Consider the following 18,981-nt stretch of genomic DNA (forward strand, 5'->3'; position numbering starts at 1 on the left):
TTGCATTATTTTTCTCAATTTAAATCATAAACTGCAAATTGGTAGCAGATATCCAGATTCCCAGCACCTAACTCCTAGCGCCTAACACCTTTATCGGCCACTTTTTTGATTCCCTCTAATATGGCTTCTGTTGTCCACTCTACCTCATTAAATGGGATGTCAGGTTGATAAAAATCACCATTGCCACGGGCTCTATTTACATAGACTTTATTAGGAATAATGACCTTGCTCAAGCCTGATGGGGTATCAGCCAACCTTACATCCATATAGGTTGAATCTGAGCTACTTGGAGCGCCAAATAACACTGTATTTGAAAACAACTTAAAAGTATCGACAGCACCCAGACAGGCGCTGCCACATTGCCCCGGCACGATCACTATCGCTTTATTTTTAAAGTCACTTTCAGCTAGCTGCTTTAAAGCATTGTTTGCTTGTGGCTTATGCTCTACATAAAATGGCTTTCCAGCCTCTAAAGATGCACGCATACCTACAGACACTGCCTTCACCATTTCATGCATCTCAGGCTGGTCGCGTAATACAGTTATTAACGACTCTACATACTGAGTATTATCTTTTGATGCTCGCCACCACACCTGTGATTTTTCGTCATGTTTATCTTTTCGATAATTAACGATTTGCTGCCCCCATAATTGCTCGGCGACTTTCAAACTCCAATACGTTGAACCACCTTGATTATGACGAAGGTCTAATACCACAGCTGTAGCTGTGAGAAGTTGTTCGCGTTGCCTAGCTAAGTCAGCAAATAGTTGTTGGTAATTTGATTTTTCTGTTTCGTTTGGTGCAAAGGTGGGCATTGCTATCCAGGCTATATCTTCAACAGGCCAATGTAAACCGACCTCCAACTTATCGCCATTGTAAGCATTTACTAGGTGTTGACTAACGCTATCTGGTCGTTCTACCCACTGTAACTGTAGACTGTAAGCCACGCCATTCGATTGCATAAAGTCGCATGTTTTTAATGGTGGTAAAAATGGATTACCGTCGTCGATTAATAATCGCCACCCTTGATTCCACCAATGACCAGGCTGCTCAACTTGACCATGAAACTTAAACAACGTGTTACGCATCAAAGGCTTAATAGGCGTATCATTACAGCGTATGACCTTGTCGCCCTTAGTCACTTTATCATGCTCGCTGTAATACACTTTTAAACCATCACCACGCCAAACCACCGAGAACCCCGGCCAGCGCCTAGGTTGCTTCACCGCCTTTGGTAAAACCGCCACAGCGCCAGCATGACCATCTTGTAAAACAGTATTAAAACGGGCAATTGTGGCCTCATAGCCAGGGGCATCTTTGATCTTTTCAGCAAGCACTAACGCTTGTTGTTTTGCGTTTTCAAGTAACTGCGCAAAGCCAGGATTGTGGCTATCCAATATACCGGGGTGATTAGTAGCAGATTGCTGATAGGCGTAATGGATATCTTGTTTTGCTACGGCTTGCCATTGCAAAGCTGTGCTTGGCAGGTTGTCTATTGAATCGTTGTCATTTCCGAGCGCATGAGAATTCGTTGCAAGCACAGAAAGGCAACTAGCTAAAGTACCAAGGGAGATGTTAATCGTTTTTTTCATATAAATTCTTTTAATTATTATAATCTGACTCGTGAACCTGAGGTTTGAATAAGGTATTAATTATCCGAATCTCAGGTTATTTAATAGACCAGTAAACCAAACAAATCGGTAAAATGTAACCTGTTTTTATGTGATTAGGTTTTAATGCAGCACAAACATTCGAGAAGTAGTGATTTCTTTCACAATGACAAGTGAGATATAGCAGGATAAATCCCGACCTAAAAAATCATCAAAACTGAAGGCTGGTTGCTCAGCTTAGTAACTCCCTTACTACTGCAAAAAAAATCACTCGGCAACATGCCGCGTTCACCATCGTGTTCTGCGGCTATGTCTCCAACTTTACCATGCAAACATACCTCAAGACGTAGCTTGTGGTGTACCTAAATTCTGAATGTCGCGGCTGTCATAAGGTCTGATCTAAGATCGATAATGTGGTTACATAGGAAATTTACGCGACACTTTTAGGACTGAAGTGATAGATATTAAGGGGGCATTAGCAACCATTGACTACACTTTATGCGATTAACCGCTGACGGAAGAATAAATATTACCGATCTATTCACTGAGCAGGTAGAGGGTGTAGCGCAGATGAAAAATGAAAGTTATCGTTCATTTCATGGTGTTTATACCTGTTTGAGAACATTTACCAATAACTTCGGTCTTACTATTATATTGATGTAAATGTAGCCAAATGTCACACTGCGTAAAAGGGTGTGATCTTGCTTTACTTCACATAATGAAGGAGTAAGGTGATGGTAGAGTTTGAAGGAGATCCAAAGATGAAAACACAAATTGCAATACTTGCTTTATTTATGACTCCCTTGTTTGTCAATGCAGGTGAAGTCGCTGTGACTTGGAAGGACTTTAAAGAGTATCGCGATGTTAGGCCAGGTAATGAAACGCGAGGTTCGTTTCATCAACGGGTTGAGAAGCAACTACAGAAACACCTAGAAGAATTAGCGACCAACTTACCCGAGGGTTACAAGCTTGCGATTACTTTTGATGATATAGATCTTGCAGGTGATGTTCATTATGGTACTACTGATATTCGGGTGATTAAACCAATCCATTTCCCCCGTTTTGAAATTAGTTATAAGTTAACTGATAAGTCTGGTAAAACCATCGCAGAGGAAAATGGTGTGACGTTAAAAGATATGTCATTCATGGATAGAATAAAAAGGGGAATGGACGAATCCTTTTATTACGAAAAGCGTCTTTTAACTGACTGGTTTGAAGATGACTTAATGAAGAAAGCTAGTTGAGTTGATCAACAGCTATGGTGATCTTGATGAGAGCGCCGAGACTGGGTGTTCTCATCTTCTTTTAGCTGAATATTAGTAAGTTAGATGAGTTGCTACTACTCGTACTCTATTGTAGTAATTTTTAGTTTTATACCTCAAAATATTTTGCCTACCTCAAATACATGTTACTGTTTCTTGGAGTTGTGAATAGTTCTAATCGTAACTCACTACTTATTTCGTACTTAGGTTGGATGCTTTTATAAGCACCTAAGCTGAACTAAAGTCATAACAATCCAATTGTTACGGTTTTATTATTTTGTTGTGATTTTGTTGACTTTTTTATTTCAGAATGTATATTCTGTTTTTTGAGGAGCCTATGGGAAGAACGCGAGAGTTTAATGTCGATAAAGCATTGGAACAAGCGACAATCCTGTTTTGGAAGCAAGGATATAGGAATACTTCCATGGAACAGTTAGTCACTTGTACTGGTGTCAGTCGGTACGGGTTTTACCAAGAATTTGGTAATAAAAAGGAATTGTTTCAACGCTGTTTGCAGGAGTATTCTCTGCGTAAAATTGGGCCTGGGCTTAAGCGTTTAAGTGCAAGCGATGGCAGCTTGGCAGACTTAACTGCATTTTTTAACTTGTATAGTCAAAACATTGCAGAGCATGGTGCTAATGGCTGCTTGATTTGTAATACGGCCACAGAAGTGGGTGAATCCGACTCTGATATGAATTCAGCGGTGCAACAGGTCTACAGTGCGCTGAGTGCGCAGTTTCGAGATTTCATTGAAAAAGCGCAAGCGCAAGGTGAGATTCGCAAAGAGATTGATGCAAACAGCTTGAGCTTTTGTTTACTTGGCGTGCTTCAAGGTGTAGCCGTGATGGCAAAAGGAGATTTCCATCGTGAAACTCTGAGACATTACTTAACTACTATTTTTGACATGATGGCGCAGAAGTAACGAAAGATAATACGTCGTGATAAAGATTTGAATTGAGTGATCAGTAAAGATTACCCAAAGCGTTTGCTTAATTGCTAGAAGTGATCGTGAAGAAAAGCTTTTAGCTATTTTTTTATTTTATATCAGAATGATTGTTCTGTTATTTAAGGAGAGACAATGGGATCATCGCTAGAAGGAGTTGCTAAGCGACTCGGTGAGTTTGTCACTAGATATAAATACTTGTGTTTACTCTTCAGTATCATGTCTTGTATTGCAATTGGTATTGGGGCAAAAGGGTTAACATTTTCTAATGATTATCGGGCATTTTTTAGTGCTTCAAACCCCGAACTACTGGCTTTTGAAGCTTTTCAGGATAAGTACACCAAGAACGATAATATTCTTATTGTTGTACATCAAAAGGCGGGTAACGGTTTATCCAAACAGCACGCAATGGTGGTTGAACAGCTGACAGAGGCTGCGTGGCAAACACCCTATGCTAGTCGAGTCGACTCTGTGACTAACTTTCAGCATAGTTACGCGGAGGGAGATGAGCTGATAGTTGCGGACTTGATGAAAAACGTCCAGTCATTAAGTGAAGAAGACATTTTACAAAAAGCGGAAATTGCACAACAAGAGCCCTTATTAAAACAGCGCTTGATCGCAAATAATGGTAAGACGACAGGTATCAATATTACCGTTCAGTACCCAGGTGAATCACTGACTGAAGTACCGACAGCGGTAAAATATGTTCGCGAAATAGTTGCAAAAGCACAGCAAGAGAATCCTGATTTAGTGTTTGCGCTTTCTGGAATTTCGATGCTAAACAATGCGTTTAGTGAGTCAGGGCAGCAAGATGCCGAAACCCTTACGCCTATCATGTATTTGGTTTTGATCATTGTAATGTACTGTGGATTACGCAGTTTTCCAGGAACTATTGCAGCTGTATCTGTGGTGATTTTCTCAAGTGTTGTGGCTATGGGGGTCAGTGGCTACGCTGGTATTCAATTAACTCCTATTTCGATAACCGCACCAACTATTATTCTAACGCTAGCGATAGCTGACAGCATACACGTTTTGTTGTCTTACTATGCTGCAAGAAAAGCAGGACACGAAAAAAATCACGCGATAGTGGAAAGTTTACGAATTAACTTCGTTCCCGTATCTATAACTAGCTTGACTACAATCGTAGGCTTTTTAACTCTTAACATGTCGGATGCCCCTCCATTTGCAGATTTGGGCAACATTACAGCATTTGGTATTGCTGCTGCTTGGGTATTATCTCTAATTTTACTACCCAGCCTGATCGCCATTTTGCCAGACAAAAAGAGCTATGCAACTCGTACAAGCATGTTATCTCATTACCTAGGTCGTTTTGGTGGTGCTGTAGCGCAGAAGTATCGAGCTATTTTGCTATTTACTGTTGTTGCGATTGCGGCTAGTGCCTACGTGGTCCCCAATATTGATCTCAATGATGAGTTTGTGAAGTACTTCGATCATCGAGTGGAGTTTCGCCGTGATACCGATTTTACCATGGAAAACCTTACTGGTATTTATGTGGTTGAGTTTGATGTTGAAAGTGGCAAAGTAGGCGGGATCAGTGAACCTGAATATCTTACCAATCTGAATCAATTTACACAGTGGCTGAGAATGCAACCAGAGGTGGTTCATGTCTATAGTTACACGGATATTGTTAAGCGTCTCAACAAAAATATGCATCAAGATGATACAGGTATGTATCGTTTACCTGCAGATAGAGAGTTAGCAGCGCAGTATCTTCTGCTTTATGAAATGTCCTTGCCATTTGGGTTAGACCTGACGGATAGGATCAGTATGGATAAATCGGCAACTCGAGTAAGCTTGACTCTAGATAACCTCTCAACTGGCCAGATCCAATCTTTTATCGCTCGCACTGAGGCTTGGTTAGTCGACCATACACCAGATGCTATGCATGCTAAAGCAACTGGTGCGACCGTAATGTTCTCACATATTTTCCAGCGTAACGCAGAAAGCATGCTCAGCGGTAATTTAATTGCCGTTATCGTGATCACCTTGATTATGGTGATGACGCTGAGAAGTATTAAATATGGGATCGCAAGTATTCTACCCAACACAATTCCGATGCTATTCACTTTTGGTATTTGGGCTATATTGGTCGGTCAAGTTGGTGTGGCGGCGGCTACGGTAACTTCAACTTCTTTAGGGATCATTGTTGATAATACCGTGCATTTCCTATCCAAGTATTTACGGGCGAGGCGAGAGCAGGGATTGGACCCCGCAGGTGCGGTGAAGTATGCCTTTGAAACCGTCGGTGAAGCTATTTTACTGACCACATTTATTCTGGCTGGCGGTTTCGCAGTGTTGGCCTATTCAACCTTTATGATCAATGCGCAGATGGGGCTGCTAACTGCACTTGCCATTGTCATGGCACTCATCGTGGACTTTTTATTCTTACCCGCGCTGCTTATGTTACTGGCTAAAAGATCAAAGCAAGCGAGCAAAGCGCCTATTCAAGAAGGAACGAAAAATGAAATCTACAACGTCTAAGTTTTTATCACATTTAGCAATCGGATTGCTGGTTATACCTTTTGCCAGCAACGCAACGCAAGACAATCTAGGCTACAACATAGCAGCTAAAGCAGATCGTTCAGATCGAGGTTTTGAAGTCAGTGCGGTTGATTTAAAAATGCGTTTGATAGACAAGAAAGGCCAAGAAACCGAACGTTTATTGACCATGAAAACCATGGAAGTGGCAGACGAAGACAAAGGTGACAAAAGCCTTATCATTTTTAACTCTCCTGCAGATGTAAAAGAAACCAAGCTGCTTTCACATGCGCAAATTATAGATGCTGATGATCAGTGGTTATATCTCCCAGCGCTTAAGCGTGTTAAACGGATCTCTTCTGCAAACAAATCGGGACCATTTGTTGGCAGCGAGTTTGCGTTTGAAGATTTTACGGCTCAAGAACTCAATAAGTATAGCTATGAATATGTAGCGGAAGAGGCGTGTGGCGAGCTGACATGTGCGGTGATAGATCGGTTTCCAAAATATGAAAACTCGGGATATACCAAACAACGTGCATTAATAGATACCAAGGATTATCAAGTTAGAAAAATAGACTTCTACGATAGAAAAGGCAGTCATTTAAAAACATTGAGCCTAGATAACTACAAGTTATATCAACAGGCGTACTGGCGTCCGCTTACCATGACAATGGAAAATCACCAGTCGGGCAAAAAGACGATATTAGAGTTTTCAGACTACCAATTTGATATTTCCTTGAGTGCTCGCGACTTTATTAAATCGTCGTTGAAATAGGGGGTGGTATGCGACTCAAGGCGATGCTTGCTGTTGTGCTATCTTGCATTCCGTATGCGAAAGCTGAGATGGAATGGCAAAGTAGTACCAGCATTGACCTTAGCACTCGGCAGTATAATGGCTCTCCGATGAGAGCCTCACAACTTGACCGAGAGTTCGATGCTAAATTGATGTGGGAGCTGGATTTTGAAAACCCAAAGACAGGCTTAAGCGGAGGGCTTAAACCTGTATTGAGTGCAGCGAAAAATGAGGGGGTAAGGGCATTCGACATTCAAGAAGCATATATCACTCGTTCTTTCTCTCAAGGACAGTTGAATGTTGGTGTAAATACTGTTTTTTGGGGAGTTGCAGAGTCTCGTCATTTGGTTGATATCGTCAATCAAAAGCAGCCGACACGAAATTTGGATAACGAGGCTAAGCTTGGAGAATTACTACTCCATTATCAGCATTTTACTGATAATGGTCATTGGTTTGCCATGTCTTTACCTTATTTTCGTGAGCGTGATTTCGGCCTTCCTGATGACCGCTTGTCGTTGCCACTAGCTGTGACCGATGAGCAATTTGTAGGCCGAGATGCTAATTATAGAGGTAGCTACTTATTAGGTTATCGCGGTGTGCTAGGTGATTGGGATGTCGGAACCTACTACTTCGACGGCATCGACAGGGAGCCCGTTATACACCCTAATGATAATCAAGAGTTCGATGCCATTTATCGGCGCCTTCAACAAACAGCATTGGACTTACAGTGGACGTCTGAGTACCTGCTTGGGAAGGTTGAAGCGGTACATCGCCATCACCAAATGGGAGGGAAAAGCTGGGCTTATGTAGTCGGTGCTGAATACTACTTTTACGGCATCGCCAATTCCAACAAAGATCTCAGTTTACTCATGGAGTTACATAGAGATACCGAAGAACAGGTGAATCTAAATCGTCTCTATCAAGATGCGACATTTATTGGCATGCGACTCGCGTGGAATGATGTTGATGATACGAGCATGATTACTGGGGTCTTAATCGATAACGATACTGGGGCTCACACCATTAAAACCGAATTTTCGACTAGGCTCTCCAGTCACTTGAGTCTAGCGCTTGAAGCAAACTTGTTTTTAGAGCAAACCCAGCGTGATGCGACCTACGGGTTTAAAGATGATGATTTTATAGAACTTAGGCTGACTTACTACCTTTAAGGAGAAATTATGGTAAGCCAATACGCAGATGTATTGATTATTGGTGGTTCAATGGCGGGGGCTTGCTTGGCAAGACAACTAAAATTGGCTCATCCAGATATGAAAATTACGGTTATAGAGAGAAAGCAGGCGTTTAATAGTTGGGTTGGAGAGTCGACACTGGAGTCTTTTTGGGACTACATGGCAAACGATTTAAAGCTTGGTTTTTATCTTGAAACAAACCACCTATACAAACATGGGCTGCGTTTTTACTTTGATAGTGATAACCGCGATTTAAGTGTGGAAGAACTGAGTGAGCTTGGGCGTAGTTGGTATCATGGCATCCCTGCGCATCAAATTGACCGCGAAAAGTTTGATAACGATATGGTGCAGTTCAATCGTGAACTAGGTGTCGATGTTGTAATGGGCACTACGGTTAATGAAATTAGTCTCGATGCGCAGCAAGGACACACTGTCGTTACCAGCAGTGGTAGCACTTATACTTGTCGTTATTTAGTTGATGCATCTGGCTTTAATTCACCGTTGGGTAAACAGCTTGGATTAATTGAATCACAAAATGATCGCCACCCTGTGAGTTCATACTGGGGAAGGTTTAAGCATATTGAGCTGATTGATCACCTTGGAAGTGATGAGTGGCGTGCTCGATCGAACTTTACGAGTAGAGCACTGGCTACCAATCACTTTATGTATAAAGGATATTGGATTTGGTTAATTCCATTGAATCAAGACACCTTTAGCATAGGGATTACTGCTAAAAATAATGAAGTGAATTTAAATATTCGTTCAGCTGAAGAATTTGAGCAGTTTTTACGCTCTCATCAAGCACTCAATGAAATTCTAGGACAGCACGCTGAATTATTAGATTACACCTCGATGAAGCGACTATCTAGAAAGGCAAAGCAATCCTTTTCTACAGAACGCTGGTTCTTAACTGGAATGTCATCAGCCTTTTTAGATCCCTTGTTATCACCAGGTTCTGCTTACCTAACCGATGCTAACCGCATGATTGGCGAGCTTATTGAGGCGGATATCGCCGAAGATGCAGAAGTGTTTGCTGGTAAAACAAAGGCATTCAATGCGTACCTTCTTTCTTGGTATGAGAGTTTTATGTTGCACATTACAGGTAACTACCATGGTAGTTATGAAGTACATAAAACGCATTTTGAAGCATTACTAATGCATTGGTTTGGTTTTATTTTACCGTCCTCTATGTCTCGTCGTTATGGTTATTGCCCAAGCCAGCATGGAATGAGTCAAGACGAAGTTAATCAAAAAGCTATCGCGATGATAGAAAATGCTGCGATTGCACGAATTCACGTATTAAAAGATGAGTTTATTCAATTAATCAAAGGGTATGAATACCGCTACAATCGTGGACACTTTTTCGATATTGAACTCACGCGACAACGTATGAAACACGCACATACAAGAGGTGCAATGTTAGACGATGCGGCGATTGCAGAGTTAGATCATGCACTTTTGGAAGTCACCTATCAGGGGTTTTTACGTAGCTTATGTGAAATTCAAAAGGTCGACTTTGACGAAGAAAAAATGCCGATGGTAGTTCAAGCTGCTATCGAAGATAAATTATCACTTACCCATGCTATGCAGCTTTTTCACATATAATAATTAGGCAAAGAAAATGGAAAATTTAGCTATTAAACACCGCATCCAGGATTGTCAAATACAGTCGTTAGCAGAAGATATTATTTCACTAATTTTTGAGCAACGCCGTTTGTTACCTATAGAAGATAACGCACCATTCACTGAGCAGATCGCAGGGCATGTGGAGAGAGTCGAGCAATTCATCGCAAATAACGAACCTATTAATATGGTATTGCCAGCTTTCCCTGCAAAGTCACCAAATAGAACGAAAACACTGGGTTTCTTGCCTGATAAAGGGGAGTTTTATGCATTTGAACGCTTAGTCAATCTCTGTAAACAGATTGAATCTATTTATGAACCAGGTGCAAAAGTAACAATTTGTTCTGATGGTCGTGTTTTTGCCGATATCATTCATGTCACGGATTCACATGTCAGTCAGTACGTAAATACACTACGCCAATACGCGGCTCGTCATTACCCTAACTATTTTGAATTCTTTAATTTAGAAGATGTATTTGACAAAGTTGATGACTTTACTGTACTTCGTGAAGAGCTGATGATCCGCTACGGAGAGAGCTTGTCAGACTTACGTCAACGAGTGAAAAATGAAAAAGAAGCGTCCACGATGTATAAAGGCATAACACGCTTTATGTTGGAGGATTTCTCTGGCATTGAAAAGTTTTCGGATTATAGCCGCACAGCGTTGCAAAAAGTTGCTAAAACAGCTGCCTACCGAGTGATCCAAAGGAGTAATGCATGGAGTCGATTGTTGAAAGATCACTTACCTGAAGCGTTACGCCTATCAATTCACCCTCAATACTTAGTGTCTGAAAAAATTGGTATTTCTTTAGTTTCACAAACTGATGTCTGGACAACGCCATGGCATTCAGTATTGGTGAAAGATAATACAAGTTATCAACTCATGCCGCGTGAACAAGCTGAGAAGTTAGGTTGTGTATTGGTGTTCAACGAAGGCCGTGCAAGCCATTTTGAGCGTATTCATCGAGGAGCGGAGTGATGGATACAATTAAAGCCTTGGATAGCGTTGGAGTTGTCATTGATGCAACTTCTATGGCTTGTCAACGAGTTGAGCGTCTTAATATTGCGTCATTGATCGATGAAATATTTTCTCAAGGACTGGTTGTGCTCAAAGGATTTGAGCCCCTCAATGATACTGATATGGAGTTAGTAGCTAAAGAGATCGGTCCGCTTTTACAGTGGGACTTCGGTTATGTACTTGATTTAAAAATACAAGAGCAACCGCAAAATCATATTTTCAGTGAGGGTAAGGTAGAGCTGCACTGGGACGGAGCATTCGCCTCAGAAGAGCCAAGGTTTAACTTCTTTCAATGCTTGCAGAGTAGTTCCAGCTCCGGTGGTGGAGAGACTACATTTTTGAATACAACACGGTTACTAGAAAGTCTACCGAACGATACCATTGAGCAATGGAAGCAAATTCGGATCCGTTATGAAACGGAAAAGAAAGCCCACTATGGAGGGGTGATTGAAGTTCCTTTAATAAGCCGTCACCCTAAGACAGGCAAGCCTCGCATGCGTTATATTGAACCTTTCAATAAAGATAATATGGCAGTGAATCCAGTTGAGGCACAGGTGATAGGTTTTGATACTTATCAAAGTGACGTCTTTTTGAAAGAAATGAACTCGTTACTTTACTCATCGAACTACTTTTATAAACATAGTTGGAGGAAAGGCGAGTTTGTGTTTGTGGATAATCTAGCTTTATTACATGGACGCAGTCGCTTTGAAGGAAGCGGCTTAAATCGTCATCTAAAACGGGTTCATATTCTATAGTAATGTATTTACTTTCTCATAGCTCACATGGATGTGAGCTTTTTTATCTAAGATTACTAATTGAATAGTGCTAATACTTCCGATAAATCACTGATAATGGCGTCAGGCTCACTTTGTGAAATTGGATTGCCATGATTATAGCCATAGTCAACGGTAACAACTTTACAACCTGCATTTCGTGCAGTTGTCACATCGTTGATGGAGTCACCGACATAAAACCCATCTTGTACTTCGCAATTCATATTATTTACAGAGGTGTATAAAGGCAGTGGATCTGGCTTTTTCTTTTTCAAAGTGTCAGCACACACAATTGTGTCAAACATAGCTTTAATTTCTAAGTGCTCTAATAACTTATGAGTATGTGAAGTATTCTTGTTGGTGACTAAAGCGAGTTTAATTCTTTGCTGATGTAAACTCTGCAGTGTAGCTTTTGCATTAGAGAATAAACTGGATGAGCGTGTAACACAGTCATCGTAAATGGTTTCAAGTAAACGAGTCGCTTCGGCTCTGTCAATATTGGTATTGTTATGGAAGTCTAACGCACGTTCAGTCAGCTTAGTTGTACCATTGCCAATCCAAGTTTTAACAAGGGCAAGTTCAATATCCGGCAAATAGTAATGGTTTAATGTCGTGTTTAAAGCGTAGGCGATATCTTCAGCGGTACTTACTAAAGTACCGTCTAAATCAAAGCCAACCCAAGTCGGGTATGTAAACATGATTTCATTCCTTGTACATTACAGAGGCCCCAAACAACAGAACCTGAATTGATAAATTATTTAAAGGTAGCGAGCAGTTGTAATAGGCTCTGTAGCTTTTTCACAACAAGTGCAAGTTTTTGCTCGTCAATTTCTTCAGTCGTCGATAGACCTTCAACGTCGGCTGCAACATCCAAAACATAAGGTTTAAAGCGCTTGGCTTCAAACGTAAACCCCGCTTCTTCTGTAAATAGTGCTTTAAACTTACCGTGACCTTGCTGCTGCAATTCATCGAGTTTTTTATCCGCATCTAGTGCTTGGCGGTATATGATCTTGAGATTTTCATTGAGTTTTTCGATAACGGCTTGCATGGTCAGTCCTAATCGCCCTACTAAAAGGGCTTATTTTAAGGGTTTCATTTACAAATGTCAGGTGTAAATCTACCCTTTTATAAGTAGTACAAAGGAATTGGAAACTTATCTCGTAATTTATCCTAAAGGTTTAAATTTATACGCCGATAACCAATTTGATCCATCAAAAAGTCAGGTAATCACTTATGAATATTTCCGGAAGTAACCTACCTGCTATGTCTGGAGCGAGCCAAAGTGGTGAAGTGTACAGCGCTGCATTGGCAAAGAAGCAACAGCAAGCAGATGGACAAGCCGCACTTGCGTTAATTGAATCTGCGGGCAGCAGTGCAGCAGCACAAACGCCAGCGAAATCAGTGACAGCAACGTTAGGCAACAACATCAATACATACGCGTAAGCTTATGTCTGATGGCACGTTGTCTTCGGCATGTCCGATAGATATGTGCAAAGCAATCGGTGCTAGGGTCATTAGCACCGATTTTTTGCTATTTTAGTCTAGTAAATTTAAGTCGATCAGCGTTTTACTTGGCTGACCACCAATTTCTCGCACCAATTTAGGCACCAAGAATCCCGGTAGCACTTCTAAAAGTTCAGCCATTATCGCCTTGGCTTCACGCTCTTCTACATTAAAATGACTAGCGCCTTCTACCTTATCGAGTAAATGCAAATAATAAGGCAGTATATCTGCATCGAATAGGGCTTCACTCAATTGGGCCTGAGCCGCAACATCGTTATTAATTCCTTTAAGTAGCACTGCTTGGTTTAGCAAGGTCACATTGGCTTGTTTAAGTTTTTGCATTGCCGCTTTAAAAGTATCATCGATTTCATTTGCATGATTAATGTGATTTACCAAAATCACCTTTAAATGACTGTTTGCTAAACGTTGGCACAATTCCTCGGTTACTCTCGCTGGGATCACTACCGGTAAGCGGCTGTGAATACGTAAACGTTTGATTTGTGGCATAGCCTCTAATTGTTTTAGCACCCAAGCTATCATGTCATCTTTGGCCATCAGCGGATCACCGCCACTTAAGATCACCTCATTGATTTCATGATGGGCGCGCAAATAATCAAATACAGGCTCTAAGGTGCGTTTGTTGACCTGATTATCCTGATAGGGGAAGTGGCGTCGAAAACAGTAGCGGCAGTTGACCGCACAACCGGTTTTGAGCATGAGTAATACCCTAGAACGGTACTTATGTAACAAACCAGGTACAGGTGCGTCTTGTTCTTCGAGTGGATCTTTACTAAATCCCGCTTCAGTTAAATATTCCTGATGTACAGGTAACACTTGTAATAGCAAGGGATCATGACGATCTCCGTGGCGCATTTTAGCGATAAATGGGCGAGGTACTCGCATAGGAAACAAGCGCTTAGCTGCAAAGTCTCGTGCATCAAATTGGTCATGCAACCCCAAGATGTTGAGTAGCTCTTGTGGGTCAGTGACAACATTTGCTAATTCTTTTTGCCAGTTAGTCTGCAAATTTACTTCATTTATTTGTATCATTAGCAGGTTAATTACTCGAATATACGTAGATTAGAGGATACGATGGCGAATTATAGCACCAACGAGTTCAAGGGCGGCCTAAAAATTATGATGGACGGCGAGCCTTGTTCTATCTTAGAAAATGAAATGGTCAAGCCTGGTAAAGGACAAGCGTTTAACCGCGTTAAAATCCGTAAGCTTATCTCAGGTAAAGTACTAGAGAAAACCTTTAAGTCTGGCGACTCAGTGGAAGGCGCAGACGTAATGGATACTGATCTAGCGTATTTATACACTGACGGTGAGTTCTGGCATTTCATGAACAACGAAACATTTGAGCAGATCGCAGCTGATGAAAAAGCAGTGGGTGATAGCGTAAAATGGCTGGTTGAAAATGACGTTTGTACTATCACACTGTGGAATGGTAATCCAATCGCAGTAACACCTCCTAACTTTGTTGAACTTGAGATCACTGAAACCGATCCAGGCCTGAAAGGCGACACTGCGGGTACTGGTGGTAAGCCTGCAACCCTAAGCACAGGTGCTGTTGTTCGTGTTCCTTTGTTCGTTCAAATTGGTGAAGTGATCAAAGTTGATACGCGTAGTGGCGAATACGTAAGCCGCGTAAAATAATAGCGTAAAGCAATTTACGATGTTTTATAAATCCCAGCATGTTGCTGGGATTTTTTTGGAGTAAACAATGACGGTGAACAATTGGCAGCCGAGTGCAACGATAGACACGCTTAGGCAAAGGGCTGCAATTTTAGCGAAGATACGGCACTTTTTTGCGGCTCGTGACGTGATGGAAGTCGACACGCCGAGCCTTTCTCAAGCCTCAGTGACCGATCCTCACTTAGATACTTTCCATACTCGATTTGTTGGCCCAAATCACAGCCAAGGTTTGCCTTTATTTTTACAAACGTCACCTGAGTACGCGATGAAAAGGCTACTAGCCGCCGGCAGTGGTGCGATTTTTCAATTGTGTAAGGCTTTTCGTAATGAAGAGTCAGGACGTCATCACAATCCAGAATTTACGATGTTAGAGTGGTATCGTCCGGGCTTTGACGAATTTGACTTAATGGCGGAAATCGATGAGTTGATGCAGATGTTATTGGACTGTCCTGCTAGTGATTCGATGACTTACCAACAAGCCTTTGAGACATACCTTGGATTTGACCCTTTAAGCGTGTCGCTGACGGAATTAAAAGCGCACGCCAACAAATATGGTTATGGTGATATTGCAGCTATCGAGAATAATCCAGATACTTTACTGCAATTGCTATTTTGCATGGAAATTGAGCCTAAAATAGGTCTGCAGAAACCTTGTTTTGTTTATCACTTTCCGGCATCGCAAGCGGCGCTGGCAAAACTTAACCCGAAAGACAATCGCGTTGCAGGGCGTTTTGAGCTCTATTATCGCAACATGGAACTGGCTAACGGATTTAATGAATTGACGGATGCGGTAGAGCAAAGAGCGCGTTTTGAGCAAGATAACCAACTCAGAGCTGAGATGGGATTGCATCCTGTGCCGGCCGATGAGCGGTTATTGGCTGCACTTGACGCAGGCATCCCCGATTGTGCTGGCGTTGCACTGGGAGTAGATAGGCTAGTCATGCTGGCGCTAAACAAAGCTAGCATAAGCGAAGTGCTCACATTTGATGTTTCGCGAGCTTAGCGCCGCGAAACAAAACGAGTAAGCTCTTTTTGAGTGGTTTCTGTGAGCTTTTGGGCACTTTGGCATTCAGCTAACGCGCCATCAATTTGTGATTTAGACTGCTGACCCAGTTCGACAATTTGTTGCACTGCTTGGTGGGTATGTTTTTGTGTTTCTTCAAGTTGGTGTACCGCACTAACGATTTCTTCTAATTGTGCTTGATTGCGTTCAAAGTCATCACTCATCGAAATAAAGCCTTGAGAGGTATCACTGATGGCTTTCTCTGCTGAGCTTGAATGAGAAATCAATTGCTCTGATTCTTGATTGGTTTCACCGACAAGCACGTTCATTTGATTGATAAAATCGCTGATTTGGCGGGTGGCCGCATTGACCTTGACCGACAGCGCACGAACTTCATCGGCAACCACTGCAAAGCCACGCCCGGCTTCACCTGCTCGAGCTGCTTCAATTGCCGCATTGAGCGCAAGCAAGTTGGTTTGGTCGGAAAACTCTTCAACCATTTTTAGAATGTTGCGAATATTCTCACTATTTTCTTTTAGGCCTGAAACCGTCGATGAAAAGTTACCTAGTAGCGTGGTGATTTGTTTTACTTCAGCGACAAGCTTAGTTAACGACTGTGATGAACCGCGAACAAAATGCAAGCTTTCGGTATTGGCCTGATAAACCTGATCGGTATTGTGCACAATACTTTGTAAACTGTGGCTGACCTGATCGGAAGCTGCAATAATTGTGTCACCTTGGCTCAGCTGCTGCTGTCCATACTTTGCGGTACTTTGCATGGAATTGGTGATATCGCGGTTGCTTTGTGTTGCCGCAGCAGCACTTTCATATGTTTTTTCCAAAAGGACACTAAGGTGGGTGGTAAAGGCGTTGTACTGCTCGCTTAAATCTCTAAATTCGTCATAAGTGAATTGTGGCAGCTTTGCATCTAGGTTACCGTCTTGGCGGTTAACACGTTCCAGTGACTCTTTCATCGCTTGTACAGGTCGCACGATTAAAAAGCGCATATAAAAGACGGTAAATGCAAATGCAGCAATAATCACAATAGTGATCAGCCAAAACAGCCCCATATTCGCGCCAGATTGGGATAGCTCCGAATACAGCCAAAATAAACTAATTGCTTGAAAGAGAAGTAAAAAACCTAAATTGCCAATAATTTTGCGTGTTAGGGTAAAGAAAAACGTCTCTTCTAAAAAATTATAAATGCGCATATATAAACTCATATTGGGCTCATCATTGTGCCACTTTATTTGTCTCAGTATAGATGAGCTAAATGGAATAACAATGCTAAAGCGATCAAGCAGTTACTCAATTGGGGTGGCGTAAGCGCCAATGCCCTGTAAATACATTTTGGTTTGGCATGGAAAGTTAGTGAAAATACCATCCACCCCGAAATTTAGCATCATATCTATGTCTTGTTGTTTATCGACCGTATAAGCAAATACCTTTAATCCGCGAGATTTTGCGTCCAACACATATTCATGATTAATAAAGTTTTTGTCCATATGAATGCTGTAGGCATGGAGCGATTCGGCAAATTGCGCATAATGAATTGGGATCGAAGCGGTTAACGCGCCAATTCTTACCCAAGGTAATTTTTGCTTTAGCCACAATAGTTGATGATGGTCAAAAGAGGAGATGAGTAGCTGCTCTCTGGTGATTACGCCTTGCTGGATATGATCTTCAATATAGGTAACGAATTTATCTAGGCCAAAGGTATGCTTCAGTTCTAAATTGATATCTGTCTGTTTGCCGATGGTGGCAAACACTTGCTGCAAGGTTGGAATTGATTGTCCTTTACCGGCATCAAGCGTGGCAAGGTAGGCTTGAGTTTGTTCATTAACTCTACCCACGCCATTGGTGGTCCTGTCTAGCCAAGTGTCGTGGATAATGGCGTAATCATCCGCGCAACTTTGCACATCCAACTCAATACCATCAACGCCAATATGGAGAGCTGCTTCTATTGCAGCAAGTGTGTTTTCCGGATAGCTGCCACTGGCTCCACGGTGCGCTAAGACTTGAATCATGCTTTTTTCCTTGTAATAGACCAAGTTTCAAAACAGGCTGCACTAACTACCAACAACCCGCCAAGTAATGTTGTAAGTGTCAACGTCTCGTGTAACAGAATATAAGCTAATAGCGTTCCATACAATGGTTGTAAACAAGAAATTAACCCTGCAGTGGTGGCAGATAAATAACGTAGGCTAGAGGCAAACAAGGCGTGTGGAATTGCTGTAAATATTGCTCCTGCAAGCAAGATTAACCAGAGGTTTTCTGTGGAAACTTGTTGAATTGGCACTTCCACAAATGCTAACAGCATGAGGCATGCAACAAGCGTTTGATAAAGCATCGTGTGTGGGCCGCTATAGTGAGAAAAGAAGCGCTTTTGGAGCAAGTTGCGTAGCGCAAAGAGTGCGCCCGAGAATACGCCCGTAATAATCCCTAAGGTAACTTGGTTGCCAAGGTTCGCTTCTGGTACTAACAGATAGATACCAAATAGCACCGCGCTCGCACTGATAAAATCTTTTAGCTGTACACGGTTGCGAGTGAAGAGCGGCTCTAAAAAAACGGTGATCACGGGGTAGGTGAAAAAGGCAATGATCCCAACTGCAATTCCCGCCATTTGCATGCCTGCAAAGTAAGTCACCCAATGAAGTCCCACGATGACACCGAGAACTAAAGCCGTTAGATAATCTTTTTTGTGTATTAATTTTATCGGCTGCCGTTGTATTTTGAGTAACAGTAGTAGCACAGCGAAAGCAACGGCGGTACGGTAAACGGTGATATCCAATGCTGAGAGTGAAATTAATTTTGAAAATAATGCTGTTCCACCAAATAATAAAACGGCACTATGAAGCGAGAGCAAAGCGGATTGTTGTGGGCGCATATCGAATATTAGAACTGTTTTTTAGCAGTCTATCATTTAATCGCTTTGAGATGACAAGATTGTTGACACTTGTCACTCAACATTCTGCGCTTAAACGTAAATAATAATAAAAAGAGTGAACCAGAGAAGCTTGTGTCCATTACCACAGAATTTACCCTAGTAGAGAAACGGCGCTCATT

The 18,981-nt window shown here is 41.8% G+C and carries 18 protein-coding genes; 11 read left to right on the forward strand and 7 right to left on the reverse strand.

Annotated elements, in window-relative coordinates; all coding sequences use genetic code 11:
* Window positions 1–74: 74 nt before the first annotated feature.
* Window positions 75–1,592, reverse strand: a complete 1,518-nt coding sequence (locus QSH61_RS02300; protein WP_206471826.1) for a S41 family peptidase — start codon at window positions 1,590–1,592, stop codon at window positions 75–77.
* 752 nt (window positions 1,593–2,344) lie between these two features.
* Between QSH61_RS02300 and QSH61_RS02305 the strand changes: the two genes are divergently transcribed.
* From QSH61_RS02305 to QSH61_RS02340, 8 genes are all read left to right on the forward strand, one after another.
* Window positions 2,345–2,854, forward strand: a complete 510-nt coding sequence (locus QSH61_RS02305) for a DUF3016 domain-containing protein (RefSeq protein ID WP_010605846.1) — start codon at window positions 2,345–2,347, stop codon at window positions 2,852–2,854.
* 355 nt (window positions 2,855–3,209) lie between these two features.
* Window positions 3,210–3,794 carry a TetR/AcrR family transcriptional regulator gene (locus QSH61_RS02310; RefSeq protein WP_158299096.1) on the forward strand — a complete coding sequence of 195 codons (585 nt, stop codon included), beginning with the start codon at window positions 3,210–3,212 and terminating at the stop codon, window positions 3,792–3,794.
* Window positions 3,795–3,950: 156 nt separating this feature from the next.
* Complete coding sequence (locus QSH61_RS02315) at window positions 3,951–6,317, forward strand: efflux RND transporter permease subunit (protein WP_206471827.1); 2,367 nt, start codon at window positions 3,951–3,953, stop codon at window positions 6,315–6,317.
* Window positions 6,298–7,089 (forward strand): outer membrane lipoprotein-sorting protein, encoded by a 792-nt coding sequence (locus tag QSH61_RS02320; protein WP_010605843.1) that lies wholly within the window; start codon window positions 6,298–6,300, stop codon window positions 7,087–7,089. The genes QSH61_RS02315 and QSH61_RS02320 overlap by 20 nt, the downstream gene beginning before the upstream one ends.
* Window positions 7,090–7,097: 8 nt before the next feature.
* Entirely contained in the window at window positions 7,098–8,276 is a 1,179-nt protein-coding gene (locus QSH61_RS02325) for a hypothetical protein (protein ID WP_206471828.1), read from the forward strand.
* Window positions 8,277–8,285: 9 nt separating this feature from the next.
* Window positions 8,286–9,902, forward strand: a complete 1,617-nt coding sequence (locus tag QSH61_RS02330; protein WP_206471829.1) for an NAD(P)/FAD-dependent oxidoreductase — start codon at window positions 8,286–8,288, stop codon at window positions 9,900–9,902.
* A 16-nt stretch (window positions 9,903–9,918) separates the two neighbouring features.
* Entirely contained in the window at window positions 9,919–10,899 is a 981-nt protein-coding gene (locus QSH61_RS02335) for an L-tyrosine/L-tryptophan isonitrile synthase family protein (RefSeq protein WP_010605840.1), read from the forward strand.
* Window positions 10,899–11,693 carry a TauD/TfdA family dioxygenase gene (locus QSH61_RS02340; RefSeq protein WP_010605839.1) on the forward strand — a complete coding sequence of 265 codons (795 nt, stop codon included), beginning with the start codon at window positions 10,899–10,901 and terminating at the stop codon, window positions 11,691–11,693. Before QSH61_RS02335 ends, QSH61_RS02340 begins: the two co-directional genes overlap by 1 nt.
* 56 nt (window positions 11,694–11,749) lie before the next feature.
* On the opposite strand, the gene gph is transcribed toward QSH61_RS02340, so the two are convergent.
* Both gph and QSH61_RS02350 read right to left on the reverse strand, forming a co-directional pair.
* Window positions 11,750–12,409, reverse strand: a complete 660-nt coding sequence (gene gph, locus QSH61_RS02345; protein ID WP_174170460.1) for a phosphoglycolate phosphatase — start codon at window positions 12,407–12,409, stop codon at window positions 11,750–11,752.
* A gap of 56 nt (window positions 12,410–12,465) precedes the next feature.
* The gene (locus tag QSH61_RS02350) at window positions 12,466–12,759 is read right to left on the reverse strand and encodes a hypothetical protein (RefSeq protein ID WP_010605837.1); all 294 of its coding nucleotides are present in this window, start codon (window positions 12,757–12,759) and stop codon (window positions 12,466–12,468) included.
* Between the two features lie 185 nt (window positions 12,760–12,944).
* Between QSH61_RS02350 and QSH61_RS02355 the strand changes: the two genes are divergently transcribed.
* On the forward strand, window positions 12,945–13,154 hold the full coding sequence (locus QSH61_RS02355) for a hypothetical protein (protein ID WP_010605836.1): 210 nt from the start codon (window positions 12,945–12,947) through the stop codon (window positions 13,152–13,154).
* A 93-nt stretch (window positions 13,155–13,247) separates the two neighbouring features.
* Here the strand turns inward: QSH61_RS02355 and epmB are convergent, their stop codons facing one another.
* Window positions 13,248–14,264 (reverse strand): EF-P beta-lysylation protein EpmB, encoded by a 1,017-nt coding sequence (gene epmB / locus QSH61_RS02360; RefSeq protein WP_174170459.1) that lies wholly within the window; start codon window positions 14,262–14,264, stop codon window positions 13,248–13,250.
* A gap of 42 nt (window positions 14,265–14,306) precedes the next feature.
* Between epmB and efp the strand changes: the two genes are divergently transcribed.
* Window positions 14,307–14,873: an elongation factor P gene (gene efp, locus QSH61_RS02365; protein ID WP_010605834.1), complete on the forward strand. Its 567-nt coding sequence runs from the start codon at window positions 14,307–14,309 to the stop codon at window positions 14,871–14,873.
* Between the two features lie 67 nt (window positions 14,874–14,940).
* Window positions 14,941–15,915 carry an elongation factor P--(R)-beta-lysine ligase gene (gene epmA / locus QSH61_RS02370; RefSeq protein WP_206471830.1) on the forward strand — a complete coding sequence of 325 codons (975 nt, stop codon included), beginning with the start codon at window positions 14,941–14,943 and terminating at the stop codon, window positions 15,913–15,915.
* Here epmA and QSH61_RS02375 read toward each other — a convergent pair.
* From QSH61_RS02375 to QSH61_RS02385, 3 genes are all read right to left on the reverse strand, one after another.
* A complete protein-coding gene (locus tag QSH61_RS02375) occupies window positions 15,912–17,126 on the reverse strand; it encodes a methyl-accepting chemotaxis protein (protein WP_029215828.1) in 1,215 nt (404 codons plus the stop codon). The genes epmA and QSH61_RS02375 overlap by 4 nt on opposite strands.
* 93 nt (window positions 17,127–17,219) lie before the next feature.
* Window positions 17,220–17,942 (reverse strand): glycerophosphodiester phosphodiesterase, encoded by a 723-nt coding sequence (locus QSH61_RS02380; RefSeq protein ID WP_102056053.1) that lies wholly within the window; start codon window positions 17,940–17,942, stop codon window positions 17,220–17,222.
* Window positions 17,939–18,802 carry a DMT family transporter gene (locus QSH61_RS02385; protein ID WP_206471831.1) on the reverse strand — a complete coding sequence of 288 codons (864 nt, stop codon included), beginning with the start codon at window positions 18,800–18,802 and terminating at the stop codon, window positions 17,939–17,941. Before QSH61_RS02385 ends, QSH61_RS02380 begins: the two co-directional genes overlap by 4 nt.
* Window positions 18,803–18,981 lie beyond the last annotated feature (179 nt).

This window comes from Pseudoalteromonas sp. JC3, assembly GCF_030291895.1.
GTDB lineage: Bacteria > Pseudomonadota > Gammaproteobacteria > Enterobacterales > Alteromonadaceae > Pseudoalteromonas.